Below are 15405 nucleotides of genomic sequence, written 5' to 3' on the forward strand. Positions count from 1 at the left end.
TCGTCGAAGATCAGCAGACTGCAAATCGTAGCTTATATCAGTGTCCGAATTTCGGGGGGTAGCTCAGTCACCCCCAGCAAACGCTACCGACATCAAACTCAAGAGATTTCCCAACTTCGCGCCGCCCACAAAGATAGTGTCTCTCGCTGTTGATCTTCACGAAGACCTCATCCAGATGCCATCGCCACTGGCTCGACCTAATCCCCTGCACACAGCGCTTCCGGATTTCGGCAGAAAACATCGGTCCAAACCGGTTCCACCAGTAGCGCACTGTCTCGTGGCTGACGTCGATGCCGCGCTCATGCAGCAAGTCCTCGACGTCGCGTAAAGAAAGAGGAAACCGAACATAAAACATCACGGCCAGGCGAATGATTTCGGGACTCGTTTTGAACCACTTGAAGGGGTTGAGTTTGGGCATACTCCTGCTCCATCTCAAGCCAAGTTCTTCTGACAGGGCCTGCCAACCTGCTCCACACCATCAAACCTTGGGATCAAAGGCCTAGGGCGCGGCAGCTGGTCCGCCCAGCAGGAATTCGCCAACCAAAAGTTCGCCGAACGGCGTCGCGGCATCTGCGCCATCGACAGAGCCATCGATGCCTGTGCCCAGGGCGCAGGGCGACAGATCAAGCGCGGTCGCGGCCAGATAAAAGGATTGCATCAGCGCACCGACATGCTTGAGCGTGAGCGCATAGGCGATTGATCCGTATTTCATACTCAACCGCTGGTGGAAACTTGAGATCATGATCAGTAACTGGCCGCCGCCGTGCGGCAGCGCGTCGAAGCCCAAGGATTGAAGATCCTGTATCCGCTGCTGGCCAAATATCGCGCCGATATCCCTCAGGGCATGCCGAAACGGATCGTAGTGATAGGCGCCCGCCCGCAACCCGGTACACTCGCGCGCGAATACATAGATCTCCAGATCGTAGCAGGCACCGCCAGTCGGATAGGGCCGGTGCAGGCCCAGATGCGGGGTCGTTTTGGTGCGCAGGCTGTCTGGCCGTTGCCTTGCGCGCGCCGATAGGGTCAGAAAGCCGCCAAGCTCGCCCAGTGTCAGAGGCCGCGCGTAAGATCTGATGCTTCCGCGCCGGCGGATCACGTCGGCAAAGCGGCGATCTGCCATTTTGCGTCGCATGTCGTGATCCGGCTCTGGCAGATCGATGAGATCGCAGGCCGCGAACTGACGTTGCTTGACGTCGTGGGCGGGCAGAATTTGCGCCGGTGCCGATGTCGTTGCCCCGACCGGATAGCGATGACCGCCGATGCGCGTGCGCCGGTGGAACAGCAGATCGTGAAATTCCCAGTTGCCCGGCCCATCCCCGTCCGCCGCTGCGTCCTCGTCGTCTTGGATCAAGACACCGATGCGCGACAGATGGTGGACAAAGGCCACGATCTGCGCGGTGTCGGTCGGGTGCCTGTGCAGCACCTGGGACAGCTTCGTCGGTGTCGAAAAGGAAAACAGGATATCTAGCAGGGCGGGATCGAGAAGGGTAATAACGTCCGTGCAAAGCGGCGTTTCGATGACGATCCGACGATCGCGGTTGCGCACGTAGCAAAACCGCGAAACGGCAAACTGCTGATCCGGTTCGGGGGCCGCTGCGGGATCTTCGGCGCGGCCCTCTACCGGGAACAGGGCGGTGACCCGCCCGTCCCGTGACGTGATCGCACACCCCAGCAACCCATATTCCTTGGCGCATTCAAGGATGTAATACGCCTCGACCAGCGACAAACCGGCCGCGCACAAGCGGTCGGCAACCCGGTCTTCGGTCAAGGGCGTTTCTTGCAGGTCCACGAAAACCCGATGCACGGCCCTGCCGCCAGCGATCGAAATATCGCGCGGGCCGCCGCTGAAAATGACTGACGCGTCCTTTTGGCCAATGTGAATGCCGGGCAGGACCAGAAATGCGAGGCGGGACGGTTCGAAGACATGATTTTCATCGGCCATGTCAATTGCGACCGATCATGCCCGGCAACCGCTGGCGGGGCATGGCAAACCTATAGGAACATTGGCACGGGATTGAGCTTGTCCTCCGGGGTGGGGTCGGCCAGCCACCCTTTCTTAACCGGTACATCATAAAGCCGCCCCGCATCAAAGCATTTCCAGAAATGGCGCATCCCCGGCACAAAGGTTTTCACGACCGACAGGTCGATGCCGGGCCGCGATTGATCCAGATAATAGGGCGTCAGATCGTTCCGGGCCATGATATCGACGCAGAGGCGGATTTCTTCCTGCACCGACCGGCGTTCGGGGGATAGCGCGGGAGGCTTTGAGGGCGTCGTTTCCGAGGGGCCCAGGTGCGGGTTGTTCTGCAAGGTGGCCGACGCCAGCCATTGATCCTGATAGGACGGGCGGCGTTTGGCGGCGGGGAGGCCGGACCGGGCCGCTTGTTCATCGAACTGGAGCGCCTTGGGCAGGAACTGGTTCATTTCGGTTACCGCGCGGCTGATCGCGATGGGGGCCTGCATGTGCACGCCAAAGCCAAAGATCAGCCGATCCTTGCCGCTACGCGCCCTTGAAACGCTTGCAAAGCAGGGAATGCCCAGATCGTGGGTCAAATCCAGCACCCAGAATTCCCGATCGATGCCCTTATAGAACGCGGTCAGCCGGTCATAATATTCATCGCCCAAGGCGGCCAGATCGACCGCCGGGCGCCGCAATCCGTTGTACCACCAGATCGCGACGCAATCGCGTTCCACGACTTCCATCAGCCCGCTCAGTATCGCCTCGTCGACGGTGTTACCGGCCGCACAGCCGTTGGAATTTGCAACCAACGCCGGGCCGTCGGAGAAGCCGAAATAACACATCGCGGTCGGCAGCAACCTGTCGGCACCGGTTGCCAGCGATGTCACCGGCGTCCAGCTGAGACGCGCACCGGGATCAAAACGGGCGGGCACATAGTCAAAGGTGGCAGTGTGGCGCAGCGTCTGGCGGGCCTCAAGCTGGGTTTCGCTGTAAAGCGTCAGGCGCCGAGGGTCGATGGCGTCGTCGGCCAGATCGTCATAGCAACCGTGCACCGCAGGTTCATTGCCGCGATGCACGCCGCAAAACCGCTCAAGGGTTTCGCAGATGGCGCTGACCTTTGCCTGAATGGCGCTTCGGCCCTTGCCGCCCGACAGGTTGCGGCTGCTTTTGCGGTAGTCGCGCAGGGATCGGTACTGAAAACCAAGGTTCTGTCCGGCCAGAACCGAATGAACGCCCGGTTCCTCAAACACCTCATCCAGTCTTTTGACGATGCCGCAGACCGGGTTCACGTATTTGCGGATCCGCCGATAGGTCGACTCCGGGCTGATGCCGTACAATCCGTTTTCCACGTATGGATCGGCGTCGGCGCCGTCTTGCGGGGCAGGCTCCCGTGTGGCGGTGGCCTGCGCCACACAGGTGTCGCACCGCGCCACGGTATCGACGAAATTGCGGGTAATCGCCGCGTTGCGAGCATCGTAGCCGACGATATGCGCGCGTAATCCGCCGTCCGGGTGGTCGGGTGCGGCGGCGAGGTGGCGCGCGATTTCGCAGGCGAAAATGTTCAGCGACGCCTGATAGACCAGATCGTCATAACGCGGTGCAATACGGTGTTCGCGGGCGTCAGCCACCGGCGTCTTGAGAAAACGCAGGCCCGCAGACAGGTTTTCGCGCAGGCACGCGGGGCAGCGCGCATCCTCCGCGCCATCGAATACCGGCCCCATGATCAGCCCGGCCCCCGACAACCCGATGGGCAGCACGACTGTGCCGTCCCGGTTGACGCGCCGCACATGGGGGTCCCATGCACTGTCCGCATAGTTGCCGATCAGCAGAATTTCCATGTCCGCCGCTGGGCCCTCGGTACCGCCGATCCCGGCCAGCAGCGGCCTGAGCGATCTTTCGTGCCGGTCGCTGCCCGACAGATTGGTCAGGGTCAGTTTCGCACGCAAAAGCGCATTGTTCGAAAGGCTGGTGGAGACCCCGTGAATGCGGCGCAGGTTATCGTCCTGCCGTTCAAGAACACCGTGTTTCTTGAGGATTTCAATCGAAAAATAGATGTCGGCATAGTCGAGGCCCGGTTTCATGGCCTGGACCGCATCGGCCAGGTCGTCTTCGTGCCGGCCCGGACCGATCTGCCGGATCAAGCAATCATAGATCACCTCGTCGAACACCTGTTCGCCGCCGTTGAACCGGACCACGATCCCCTGATTGTCGATGCACGACACATCGGCATCCGCGTTCAGCCGCAGATAAGACATAGCTAACGGTCCCCGGTGCCAGGCGTCATCCGGCAGGACCTATCTGCGCTCAAAAAGGATGCCCTGAACAAGAATAGGCTCAAAAAAAGGTACGCTAAGCAAGAACAAAGCCAAACTTTGACGGATCGGCCCATACCACCGGCATGCCGATCAAAAGACCCGGAAACCACCTGTGTCGCCTCCATCGCCCGTATCGCCGGGGCTGGCCGTGTCATCGGGTGTTTCGTCTTCATCATCGTCGTCATCGGGGTCTTTGGGATCTTCCGGCGGTTCCGGATCTTCGGGCGGATCGCCTCCGTCACCGCCAAAGCACAGTCCGCCGCAGCCTGAAATGCACAAGCTCATGCAGGCCGAAAGACAGATCGGCGTGCCGCCGCACATCGCCAAACAGGCGCCTGTGCAGGCCGTGGCGCACGCGGTCCACTGTCCGGTTACGGCGGCTTCGAAAAGGTCGCCCTTGAGGGCCGGTATCACGATCACCGCGTTGCCATAAGCGATTTCTACCAGCCGGACCTTCTTGCCCGCGGGCGCGTCAAGGCCGACCTTGACCAGCGCCGATCGTGGGTCCTTGCGGGCGAGCGCCTGAAAATCCTTGTCCGACCAGTACAGCCGAAAGAATTTCGACATCGCGCCGTCGTCCTCCACCAGTTCTTTTTCGTCAGGCACCAGTATCGGAAACTCGTCGTTGGCCGGTTCAAAAAAATGAACCTTGCCTTTTTCGGGATACCACTGCTTGTAGCGTTTTAGGGCGACCTTGGGACGGCGTCTCGCCTTTTCTCTGAAATCGTCATCCGCCCAATACTTGGCGATGAATTTCGCAAAAAGCCGACTTGTCGGGTTCAGTTCGTCCGCCATCGCTTTGTCCTATGCTATTTTCTAAAATATCCCTTAGCAAAGCCTAGAAATGTTTTTTTTGCAACCTCGGATATCCCGGGCGTTGTTGCACAAGTCTGTCGACGAAGGATTCACTTCGCGAATCCATGGCGTTAGACGCGGTGCATGAGCAAGCCACCTTCCGCCCGCTACCGCACCACGAACTGGTCCAGCTACAACGCGTCGCTGCGCAAGCGGGGATCGCTGCTGATCTGGGTCGACAAGAACATGACCTGGCGCACGCCGCATGAGGGTCGGCCGGGACGCCAGCCAGTGTTTTCCGATGCGGCCATACAATTCTGTCTGTCGATCAAGGTTCTGTTCAATCTGCCGCTTCGTCAGACGGCGGGGATGGTGGCGAGCCTGCTGAAGCTGGCGGGACTGGCCGCAGGCATCCTGATGATCCTCGCGTCGAAATCCCGCATGGGTCTGGTCGGGCTGGTGGCGTGCACGATCACGTCGCGCCTGATGCCACTGATCCTGCGCGGCTGGGCGTGGCACGCCATGGCAGCGATTACCGCGTCGCTGGCCGTTCTGGGAACGGCGCTGGTGAGTTTGGCGCAAGACGCCGTGGCCACGTTCAAGGGCGCCCGGGCCGACAGCACAAGAGTGCGCGAGACCCTGCAGCGGATCGCCCATGAACGCTGGCAAAACGAGGCCGTGTGGTTTGGCCATGGCAAGATACACCCCGGGTCACATATCGTGGAATACATGCCGATCGGTAGTCACCACACCTGGTACGGGCTTCTCTTTGTGAAGGGACTGGTGGGTTTCACCGCCTTTCTGATCCCGATGCTCTGGCATACTGGCCTGGCCATGATCGACGCTGCCCGGACGCCGCGTGGTCGACTTCCCATGGGAATCCTGATGACGATGATCCTTTTGTCTTTTGGTGAAAACATTGAGATCGAGGCCTATATGCTGTGGCCCGGTCTGGTGCTTCTGGGCGTCCACCTGCGTGAAATGGGCGCTGACATCTCGCCGACGACATCCTCGCCTTCAGGGTCGAGACGGCACCAGGTTCCAGGTGGTTCGGATGCCTGTGTCTATCGACACCAGGCCGACTGACCCAGATGAAAACTTGGGCAAGCCGCTCGATCCCTTCGTCGAATTGGCCGGAGGTTGACTATTGTCATTACGTTTCAATTGGATGCGCACACCCGCGCCTGATCTCGCATGACCGCGTAATCGCTCATCATCTCGACGATCACTGACCCGTCCGGTAGCGTCGCGAACTCCTCAGCCGACCGCGCCTGGAACTCTCTTCTGTATTCCACGACCGGTGGACATGCCGCCACGCCGCCGGCCTCAAAACTCGCCGTCGCGCAGCCGGTCAACCAGCTCGCCCCGATCACGAGGACGGCGAGCCGCCGCCTCCAACATTTGGCGCTGAATCTCATTGGCTTTCTCCGTGGTTTCAAGACGTTCAGCGAACCGCCCGAGGCGCTCCCCGGCGCGTCGAATGGACAGCATGAACAGGACGACGGCGAGGACGATGGCTCCGTATCGCAGCGCCGCCCGCATCCATGGGCTCGCGGCGATCCCGGTCAGGAGCCCGCCGATCATCGCTGTCCCCGGCGCCAGTCATCGTGCCGGGCGTAGATCGTGACCGCGATGCCGCCGAGCGCCACTGCGATGAACACCCAGCGCAGGATGTCGAGATACGGCACGAGCGGCAGGACGGCGCTTTGCGTCTCCGCCAGCACCTGCTGGACCACCTCCACCCCGGCTGCGCCCAGCGTCGCCACTCCGGCCGCGCCACCACCCTTCATCGTGCGGCTTTCGGCCAGCACTTCGCGGGCCGGCGGCGTCTCGGCTGCAAATGCGTCGCCCGGACCGGGTACCGCTCGCCCCACTGACGTGCCGGGCCGAGATCGACGTGAATGAAGCCCGAGCGCGGGTAGAAGCCGAAGGCGAGGAACCCGACTTCCCGCGCCGCCGCCTCGAACGTCGCCGGGTCGTGGTTCGCCATCGCGACGTCGAAGGCGGCGCCTTCGAGGTGCTTGGAGCGGGTCGCGCCGCCCACGGCGCGGTTGTGCTCGGGGCTGCGGTAGGCGGAGCGGACGATCAGCGGCTTGCCCAGCCGGTCGCGCAGCGCCTGCAGCTTGTCGAGCGCGGGTTCGTTGACCAGCAGCTTGCCGGTGCCCCGGCAGGCGATCTCGGCGGGGCTGAAGTTCGGCCAACGCCAGGCGCCCTCAGGCACGTTGCGCCAATTTCTGTGGAAAGTCGTGGTCATGGGGGTCCTCCGAAAACGAAAAACCCGCCTCAAGGGCGGGTGCGGTTAGGCTGATGGATGGGGATGTTGCGCGGCTACGGGCCGCCGCCGAAGATCTTGAGCTTGCTGGCGATGCCCGCGAGCAGCGCCAGCATGACGCCGGTGGTGATCGTGTGGACTGCGGTCTGCATTGCCGCGCTGTGCCGCCGGGAAGGCATCAGCGAGAGCCTGTATTACACGTGGTCGAAGGAATTCCTCGAAGCGGGCAAGCAACGCCTCGCCGGGGATACGGCCCGCCAGGCGACATCGCCTGAGGTCAAGGATCTGCGCTCGGAATCGGCTGCACTCAAGGAGGTCGTTGCCGACCTGACTCTGGAAAACCGTTTGCTCAAAAAAAAGGATGGGGGATGGGGAGTGCGAGGCATGAGGTATCCTGCATCGGAAAAGCTGGAGATCATCCGCACCGTCGAAGCCTCGAATCTGCCCGCTCGTCAGACGCTGGTCATGCTCGGCATCCCACGCACGACCTATTACCGCTGGTATGATCGCTGGTCCGAGGGTGGGCTTGACGCGCTCAAGGACACGCCGTCCCATCCGGGGTCTGTGTGGAACCTCCTCCCGGATGAGACCCGGGCGGAGATTATCGAGTTCGCGCTCGAGCATGAGGATCTGACGCCCCGTGAGTTGGCGGTGAAATACACAGACGAAAAGCAGTATTTTGTCTCGGAATCATCGGTTTACCGCATCCTGAAGGCGGAAGACCTGGTCACGGCACCGGCGCATATCGTGATGAAGGCGGCCAATGAGTTCCGGGACAAAACCACGCGGCGCAACGAGCTGTGGCAGACCGACTTCACCTATCTGAAGGTGCTGGGTTGGGGGTGGTTCTACCTGTCGACCATTCTCGACGATTACAGCCGCTACATCATCACCTGGAAGCTCTGCGCAACCATGAAGGCCGAGGATGTGACTGCCACGCTCGACCGGGCGCTGGAGGCTTCAGGATGTGACTGCGCGACCGTTGTCGCCAAGCCAAGACTTCTCAGCGACAACGGCTCGTCTTACATCGCGGGGGACTTGGCGGATTACCTCGACGAAAAGGGCATGGATCATGTCCGAGGCGCGCCATACCCCCCCAAACACAGGGCAAGATCGAGCGGTGGCATCAGACCATGAAGAACCGTGTCCTGCTGGAGCATTACTTCCTGCCCGGTGATCTCGAGCGCCAGATCGGGGCCTTCGTCGAATACTACAACGACCAACGCTACCACGAGAGCCTTGAAAACCTGACACCGGCCGATGTCTACTTCGGCCGCGCAGACCAGATCCTGAAACAGCGAGAGGAGATCAAACAGAAAACCATGATCAAGCGGCGCTTGCGCCACCAAACGGAAAACGCATAACATCAATCAAGGATGAGCATAGCCTCCAAACGGAAAACCGCTCAGCTGTCCCAAATTATTTGACGACGGACAGCGGCCAATTCGAACCGGAGACAAACAACATGACCTCACTCTCGCTGAACCGCGCGCAACGCACGCACGGTGGCGGGGCCGAATGCGCCATCGATCCCGCCCGAATAGAGACCGCGTGTTTGCAGCAAACGCTGTACAGATTTGCGGGTATCGGGCGACAGGCCGGAGTAATCGACCAGCAACTCCTGATACGCTTTTTGCGACCCACGCTCCAAAGCGTCGAGCAGCAAAGCGGCGGCCTGCGCCGGATCGTGGCGTACGCCCTGACCGTTGTTAAAGAGAACGCCCAGGTTGGCCGTGCCATCCGCGTAGCCAGCCTCTGAGGCGGCTCGATAGAACCCTGCGGCGCGGACCGGATCATATTGCGGGCTGTCGGGATTGATCGTCATCGAGGCGGCGAACATCATCGCCGCGACATTGCCGGCATCCGCACTGCGTTCGAACCAATAGAGGGCGCGGGCGGGGTCGGGCTGCACGCCGACCCCGCTTTTATACATGGTCGCGACAAAGGCCATTCCCTGGGCGCTGCCCATCTCGGCGGCGACCATGGCGCTGTCGAAAGCCTCCGCCGGCCGGTCCAGCTTGTGCAACACGCTTGCGAGATTGGCATGGAACCGACGGCTGTCGGGCCAGCGGGCGATCGCGGCTTCGCAGGCCGCCAGCGCCCGTGTGGCGTCAAGCTCAGCATAGTCCACACCGAGCGCGGGATCCGGGCGATCAGCGTCAAACGGATTGGCAGCCAGCCGGTCACACTCCTGCACTTCGTCGGTACGGAGCGCAGGCCCGGCGATGGCCGCGGCAGCGGGGGCCTGTGGTTGCGCCGGTGGTTGCAACGGCGCGCCCGGATGCACCGCATCGTAACATTCCCAGTCACGCACGCAGAGCGCCTCATTCTCGTGATTGGCCGGCGCGGCATGCGCGGCATCGCGCCAGGACTGGGCCTGCGCCGGGTCACTGGCCTCGAGCAGCCCCGCCAGGGTTTCCATTGCTGCAACCTGACCGTTCTCTGCCGCCCGTGTCAGGTAATCGCGTGCTCTTGCGCGATCCGCCGACACACCGGCATCGCCGTCAAGATATATCTGCCCGATCACCGATTGCGCCGGACCGTACCCGTAGTCAGCCGACTCACGCAGCCAGGAGACCATTTCATGCTCGCTGGCCGGCACACCAGTTCCGTCTTCGTAAAGCAGGGCCAAAAGATACATGCCCTGAGCACTGCCATAGGCGGCGGCCTTGTGCAGCATTTCCCTGCCCATCGGAATATCCGTCGCACCACCCTGACCAGTCAGATGCATCAGCCCGAGACGCAGATAGGCATCCGGCTCCCCATACTTTGCTGCCAGCTCTTGCCAGGCCAGCGCGGCTTCGTGCAACTGCGGCACCCCCATACCGAACGCGTAGAGCGCGCCGAGTTCCGTCATCGCATGGCCGTGATACCGCCGTGCTGCGTCACGCAACAAGGGTGCGGCCTGGGCAAAGTCCCCCTCGGACATCAGGTTCTGCGCCGCAAGATACAGATTTTCTGCCGCAGGTGACGGGTCGATCTGCCGTAGAGGGATATCCGGCATATGCGTCGCCATGCCCTCAGCCCCGCTTTGTGCAGCAGCCGCATCGGATTGTTCCCCTCTTGCACCCGCCTGTCCGGCCTGTGCCACCGAGCTGTCAATCCGGGCGACATAGCCGGGCTGCGGGGTTCCCGTGGGTGGTGCTTCGGGCACGGCGATCAGACGCTGCCCCTCGATCCGTTCCACCCGCCACAGGGTGCTGATCGCCGTCAGGCCCAGCCCCGGAATATCGGCCAGAAGGGTTACCGGATCGTCAGGATTGGCCGAAACGCCGGCCGGCAAGGTGATCTCGACACGGCCCTGATCGGCCACCGACGCGACCTTGCCTTCGATCATCTCCGCTTGGGCACTCATCGGCAGGCTCAACAGGGCCACCAGGACAAGGGGACGCAACATCTCGATCACTCTCCTGTTTCCGAAATACAATGAAATTGCAGTGCGCGGGGACCATCCGGGCCGGTCCAGCGCAGGTGACACATCGTCCCACTGCGGTTCAGGGTCAAGCTGCCCAGGGTCACTGCGCGCGCCTCGGAAGACATCAGGCCCTGGCCCTCATCCACGGGCGGGACAAGCCCCAAGTCGCGGGCATCCGTCAGGGCTTGCGGATCGCCGGTCAGCCGGGTGGAGGTGGCCGTCACCGGGATCTGGGTATCGGCACTGCAAGGATCGCTCAGATCGGGGTCCCAGCGCAGCCAGAGTGTGCCGAATTTCGATTGGATCTCGAGGCTGCTCAGCGGCGCCGGGCCGCCTTCCGGCGGGGTGATGCGCCATGCTCCAATCCAGTCGGTCGGCACCTCCGCAGCCGGTTTCTCCGGGAACCGCGGCGCAGCAAAACGCGCCTCAAGATCGGGAGCCAAAAAACCGAATCCGGGTGGGACACCGCTGATAGGCGGGCAAACCAGCTCCCCGGCCGAAAGCGGCGCGGCAATCAGAGAGGCTATGATCCCCACCCAGCGCATCACAACCGCCGGCAACGCGCAGCGAGGGTGACCATCTGGCTGCCGCGCACGTCATAGATCCGGATCGTGCAGGCGACACCCTCGCGGGTCATTTCCAGTTCGTTCAACGCGCCAAAGATCACCTTCGCCAATTGCCCCACTTCCCCCTTGGCCGCATCGGCCCGAAGTTCGGCCTCCATCTCGCGCAAAAAGGTCGGGTCCGCACGCAATATGCCTTCGCGGTCGATCTCGACCGGGAAATCGAAGAACTTTTTCCACTCGCCATTGCGGTTGCTGTAAAGCCGGAACATCGGCCTTCCGTCCGCCTCCTCGACGCGGAATCGCAACACCGTGTCGGACAGGCTCTGCTGTCCCGAGGCCCTGTCGGCACTGAAATCGCTCAATTCCCAAAGCCCCATCCAGTCGCCGTCACCCGCCGCAAGCGGTGCCGGATCGGGCGGCGCGGCGGGGGCATCGGGCTCGACCGCCGTCACGGCAGGCACGGCAATGAATAGATTGACCGTCGTGCCTTTGGTGGCGGGCTGCCCAATTCCGGGGGCGGTGTATTGCACGGTGCCGGGTTTCTCCTTACCGCTCGCCGGTTTGCCGGCCGAAACCGTGCCGACTTTAAAGAACCCGTCCTTGCGGATTATTTTCTTCGCCTTGCCCGGCTCCATGCCCTTTACCCCTGGGACCGGACGCATCTCGGGTTCGGCCGGGGGCGCGGGTTCGGCAAAGGCCAGTGGCTGCAACGTTGTGAACATCGGATACGGGCCCGGCCTGGGCGGGTACGTATCATAGAAACTCCCCGGTTTCTCGCCTTCGGGCGCGGGGTTGCCGGCTGCTGCAGGTCCGGGGACAAAGCCCGCCTCGGCGAGGATGCCCTGCGCCTGTGCTTCGGTCTCGGCACCGGCGAGGCTGGGCACCTCGATCATCGGGCGTGGGCCGATCACGGTAAGTGAGATCGCCGAACCCTCGGCCGCGGGCCGCCCCGGCCCCGGCACGGCGGCATGGACAAAGCCGGGTTTCAGCTCCAGCCGGTCGGCGGGGATCCGTTTGCCCACGGTCCCGCTCAGCCCTGCCTCGGCCAGCGCGGCGAGCGCCTTGGCTTCGGTGAAGCCGAGGATCGCGGGCACGGTGACCAGTTCGGGCGCAGCCTCGCCCCTCGGCTGTGCGCCGGTCACGATCAAGGTGACCCCGGTCCAGACCCGGACCGGCACCCCGGGCGCAGGGGCGCTGTCCACGACGATGCCTTCCGGTTCATCGGGTTTCGGCGGTACGCGTGTCGGTGGGCCGAGTAGGAAAAGCCGCGCCTCTTTCAGCACTCGTACCGCCTCGGCGGCGGGCAGGCGCAGGATTTCGCGCGGGACGGCTGTCATCTGGCAATGTTCGGGGAGATTTGTCGCCATCCGGTCCAGCTCTTGCTGCAGCTGCGGCTGAGCGATTTCACCGCAAGAACCATTTGTATATCCGAGCGCGGGATGGGTGCGCATCTGCTGACGGAGTGCAGCGATGGCACGATTGCGCTGCCCCGTCTTGCAGGCATTGTGCAGGCCGCGAATATGATCGAGCCGGCTCCAATAGCCGGCGGAGCGCGTACGTGCCTCTTGGGACAAGGCCGCCACAAGCGCATCGACACGCGGCAGGGCATCCCCGCCCACGCCATAGAAAGCGGGGCGACAGGACGGATTGGTCCCGTTTGCAAGCGCCAGTGCCGTAGTCATCGGATCGAGGTCCCTACAACTGGCCGCTGTCGGAAGTGCTTTCTGCACCGCATCGAAGGCTGCGCGATAATCACTGCGCCGCGCCGAAAAGCTTTTCGCCTCGGAAGGCAGGTCGCGCTCGAGCTGTTCCAACTCGGCATAGTAGTCTTCAAACTGCTCCAACAGCCGCATCTTGCTGCGCAGGATCTTGGCCAAGTTGTCGAATTCAATGTGAAACTGATTTTGGAACAACTCTTTCAGGGGCAAACGAAACGTGTAGCTGTGATGCCGCAGGTTGCGTTCCGCCTGACGGTAGGCATGACCGGCTTCAACACAGGCATCATGGGTCGCCGTGCGGAGGTTTTTCAGTTCCACAGACGCCGCGCCATAGTCGCAGCGCTCGCGATAGTGGCCCAGTGCCAGAAAGTGTTTGTACCGCTTGGTTAGTAGCGTATCCAATATCTGCCCGCCCACATCCGAGTGGTACAGCGCCTGGAGATCGAAACTGCGCTCGCCCGCCGACATCAACGTTGTCATGAAAACATCCGCATCGGCCGCACGCAGCCGGCTCATGCCTTTGAGAAGGCTATACCAATTGGCAACGCTGATGCCCGCATTCACGAGCGCCTTGTAATCTTCCTTTTGATAGGCGTTGATCGTGGAGTCGGCGTCGATGAAACTGTTGAGCACGCATTGCGCCGCGTCGATCTGCAGATCGGAGATCATCGCGGCCGTGACGGTCGGATTGTCCTTCAGATTGAGGATATATTTGCTGTATTTGCGCACCTGCTTTTCGGTGCCACAATTGGCGAGCGCGGCCTTGCCGACCCTCAGTGGGTAGAACTCGGCTTCCAGTGGGTAGGGTTTCGGCATGCATTCGGCGTTCACGGCCCGCACGCCCTCTTCGAAAGCCTCCAGCTTTTTGTGTGGAAATTGCTCGTTGAAGGTATATCCGTTTCCAGCCACCGCCATGACTGGCAGAAGAAGCACGACCAGCCATATCAGGATCCGGGTCGTCATGGCGCATTCCCTTCGGCCAGGAACCAGCCCGCGACCCAGCCACGTATGCCGCGATAGCTGATCTCGCACCACACCCGTTTGCGGGCTTTCTCGCGCTCGGCGGGACTCGCCGCCTGCCACTGTGCATAGCTCATCTGGTTGATGCAGCCATGGTTGAGAATGCCGTCACCATCGGGCGGGATCGCGCCGATTTTCGCGGCGCGCGCTGTCGGGGCCGCACGGATGTTGAGCACATCGTTCGAAACCACATCGACCACCCGGAAATAATCCGGACCATCCGCCTCGGCCAAAACCGCACCGGCCCAGACCGAGCCTGCCAGAATGAGCGCCGTGATCGCGCTAATATCCCTGAGATTTCCACTCCAAGTCACGTTCATGCTCCAAATCCGCCGCGAAAAGGCTGAGACAGGTGTCGCGGTATTGCGCCCCCGGGTAGACATCGACGATCTTGAACCGGATCACGCGATGGTTGTCGGGCTGTTTGCCTGGCAGGGTGATGGTGATCGGGGCGACCGTATCGGGTAATTCGACCAGCACCGGCGCGGCAAGGTCTGTCGAAATCTCCGCAAGGCGCACACGCCCGTTGGCAAAGAACGCCTTGTCCGATTTGGCATAGCCGTTGCTGATCAGCAATTGCCGAAAGGCGCTGGCCCCCTGCAAGCTCAGCGTCACGGTCTCCCCAATACCGGAGCCGGGTACGCCCTCGCACCAGGCATTGCCGGAGCCGTCGAACAGGTTGGCCGGGCCATAGCTGTTTCCCGCCTGCGGTGGCAGGACGGAACTGACGCAGATCCGCATATGATTCACTAATTCCGTAGCCGGAAAATCCGCACAGGTCTCCGCCTTTGAGGGCGTCGCAAAAACGGCTGCGAGCAGTGACAAAACCAATAATGGACGCATGGCCCTGCCTCCTGCCTCGCAACATCCAGTTCTGTCCACAATGGTATACGCGAGCGTCTATCTTAACCAGAAGCGTCTCTTGCCCTCGCGTCTCCGCCAGCATGGCGCCAAAGCACTTCTAAGGAAAAATTCCCATAAAAATCAAATTGTTATACGAAGTTCTCATCCATTCACAAGAGAACATATGCGGGAATTTGACGCACAACTCAACCCAAACGGCCTCCGGCAAATCCGGTGGGATGCAATTTTTTGCAAGGCGGCCGACAATGACCGCTGGTAAACGGTCACGCTGCCATCGGCCACCCCCAAAATTCTATAATGGATCGACTACCTTTAATAGGACCCGCCAAGAATGGAAAATCGCAAACTGGTACTGCGAACAACAGCTGCCGCCAAAGTGGACATTCGTGCCTGGAGTAGCGAAGGTCCGCTTTCCGCCCTTCGTGTCGAACGCCGACATGCTTTGCGCTGCAGCATCTGCCCGGTCTCAGGCGATTAGCG

Annotated in this window: 10 protein-coding genes and 3 pseudogenes; 2 read left to right on the forward strand and 11 right to left on the reverse strand. The window is 61.7% G+C overall.

The genetic code is table 11. The features are described from left to right. Positions 1 to 130 precede the first annotated feature (130 nt). From ACFFU4_RS17810 to ACFFU4_RS17825, 4 genes and pseudogenes are all read right to left on the reverse strand, one after another. A pseudogene (locus ACFFU4_RS17810) lies at positions 131 to 418 on the reverse strand (transposase family protein); the annotation flags it as partial. An 81-nt stretch (positions 419 to 499) separates the two neighbouring features. Continuing rightward, positions 500 to 1942, reverse strand: a complete 1443-nt coding sequence (locus tag ACFFU4_RS17815; RefSeq protein ID WP_377071241.1) for a SagB family peptide dehydrogenase — start codon at positions 1940 to 1942, stop codon at positions 500 to 502. 50 nt (positions 1943 to 1992) lie between these two features. Next, positions 1993 to 4215, reverse strand: a complete 2223-nt coding sequence (locus ACFFU4_RS17820; protein WP_377071242.1) for a TOMM precursor leader peptide-binding protein — start codon at positions 4213 to 4215, stop codon at positions 1993 to 1995. Positions 4216 to 4365: 150 nt separating this feature from the next. Further along, positions 4366 to 5070: a hypothetical protein gene (locus ACFFU4_RS17825; RefSeq protein WP_377071243.1), complete on the reverse strand. Its 705-nt coding sequence runs from the start codon at positions 5068 to 5070 to the stop codon at positions 4366 to 4368. Positions 5071 to 5214: 144 nt separating this feature from the next. Between ACFFU4_RS17825 and ACFFU4_RS17830 the strand changes: the two genes are divergently transcribed. Next, positions 5215 to 6156: a transposase gene (locus ACFFU4_RS17830; protein WP_377071244.1), complete on the forward strand. Its 942-nt coding sequence runs from the start codon at positions 5215 to 5217 to the stop codon at positions 6154 to 6156. A gap of 240 nt (positions 6157 to 6396) precedes the next feature. Here the strand turns inward: ACFFU4_RS17830 and ACFFU4_RS17835 are convergent, their stop codons facing one another. Then, complete coding sequence (locus tag ACFFU4_RS17835; RefSeq protein WP_377071246.1) at positions 6397 to 6654, reverse strand: hypothetical protein; 258 nt, start codon at positions 6652 to 6654, stop codon at positions 6397 to 6399. Next, positions 6651 to 7324, reverse strand: a pseudogene (locus tag ACFFU4_RS17840) (YcbK family protein). Before ACFFU4_RS17840 ends, ACFFU4_RS17835 begins: the two are co-directional and overlap by 4 nt. Before the next feature lie 168 nt (positions 7325 to 7492). On the opposite strand from ACFFU4_RS17840, the pseudogene ACFFU4_RS17845 reads away from it, so the two are divergent. Beyond that, positions 7493 to 8706: pseudogene (locus tag ACFFU4_RS17845) on the forward strand (IS3 family transposase); the annotation flags it as partial. Between the two features lie 107 nt (positions 8707 to 8813). Here the strand turns inward: ACFFU4_RS17845 and ACFFU4_RS17850 are convergent. The 5 genes from ACFFU4_RS17850 to ACFFU4_RS17870 are packed head-to-tail and all read right to left on the reverse strand — an operon-like array spanning position 8814 to position 14904. Further along, the gene (locus ACFFU4_RS17850) at positions 8814 to 10739 is read right to left on the reverse strand and encodes a peptidoglycan-binding protein (protein ID WP_377071251.1); all 1926 of its coding nucleotides are present in this window, start codon (positions 10737 to 10739) and stop codon (positions 8814 to 8816) included. A 5-nt stretch (positions 10740 to 10744) separates the two neighbouring features. Then, complete coding sequence (locus ACFFU4_RS17855; RefSeq protein WP_377071247.1) at positions 10745 to 11302, reverse strand: hypothetical protein; 558 nt, start codon at positions 11300 to 11302, stop codon at positions 10745 to 10747. Continuing rightward, complete coding sequence (locus ACFFU4_RS17860) at positions 11302 to 14004, reverse strand: PASTA domain-containing protein (RefSeq protein ID WP_377071248.1); 2703 nt, start codon at positions 14002 to 14004, stop codon at positions 11302 to 11304. Before ACFFU4_RS17860 ends, ACFFU4_RS17855 begins: the two co-directional genes overlap by 1 nt. Next, positions 14001 to 14381, reverse strand: coding sequence for an SH3 domain-containing protein (locus ACFFU4_RS17865; protein ID WP_377071249.1), 381 nt, complete (start codon positions 14379 to 14381; stop codon positions 14001 to 14003). The genes ACFFU4_RS17860 and ACFFU4_RS17865 overlap by 4 nt, the downstream gene beginning before the upstream one ends. Then, on the reverse strand, positions 14344 to 14904 hold the full coding sequence (locus ACFFU4_RS17870; protein ID WP_377071250.1) for an NADase-type glycan-binding domain-containing protein: 561 nt from the start codon (positions 14902 to 14904) through the stop codon (positions 14344 to 14346). The genes ACFFU4_RS17865 and ACFFU4_RS17870 overlap by 38 nt, the downstream gene beginning before the upstream one ends. Positions 14905 to 15405 lie beyond the last annotated feature (501 nt).

It is taken from the genome of Roseovarius ramblicola (genome assembly GCF_042430665.1).
Taxonomy (GTDB): Bacteria; Pseudomonadota; Alphaproteobacteria; order Rhodobacterales; family Rhodobacteraceae; genus Roseovarius; species Roseovarius ramblicola.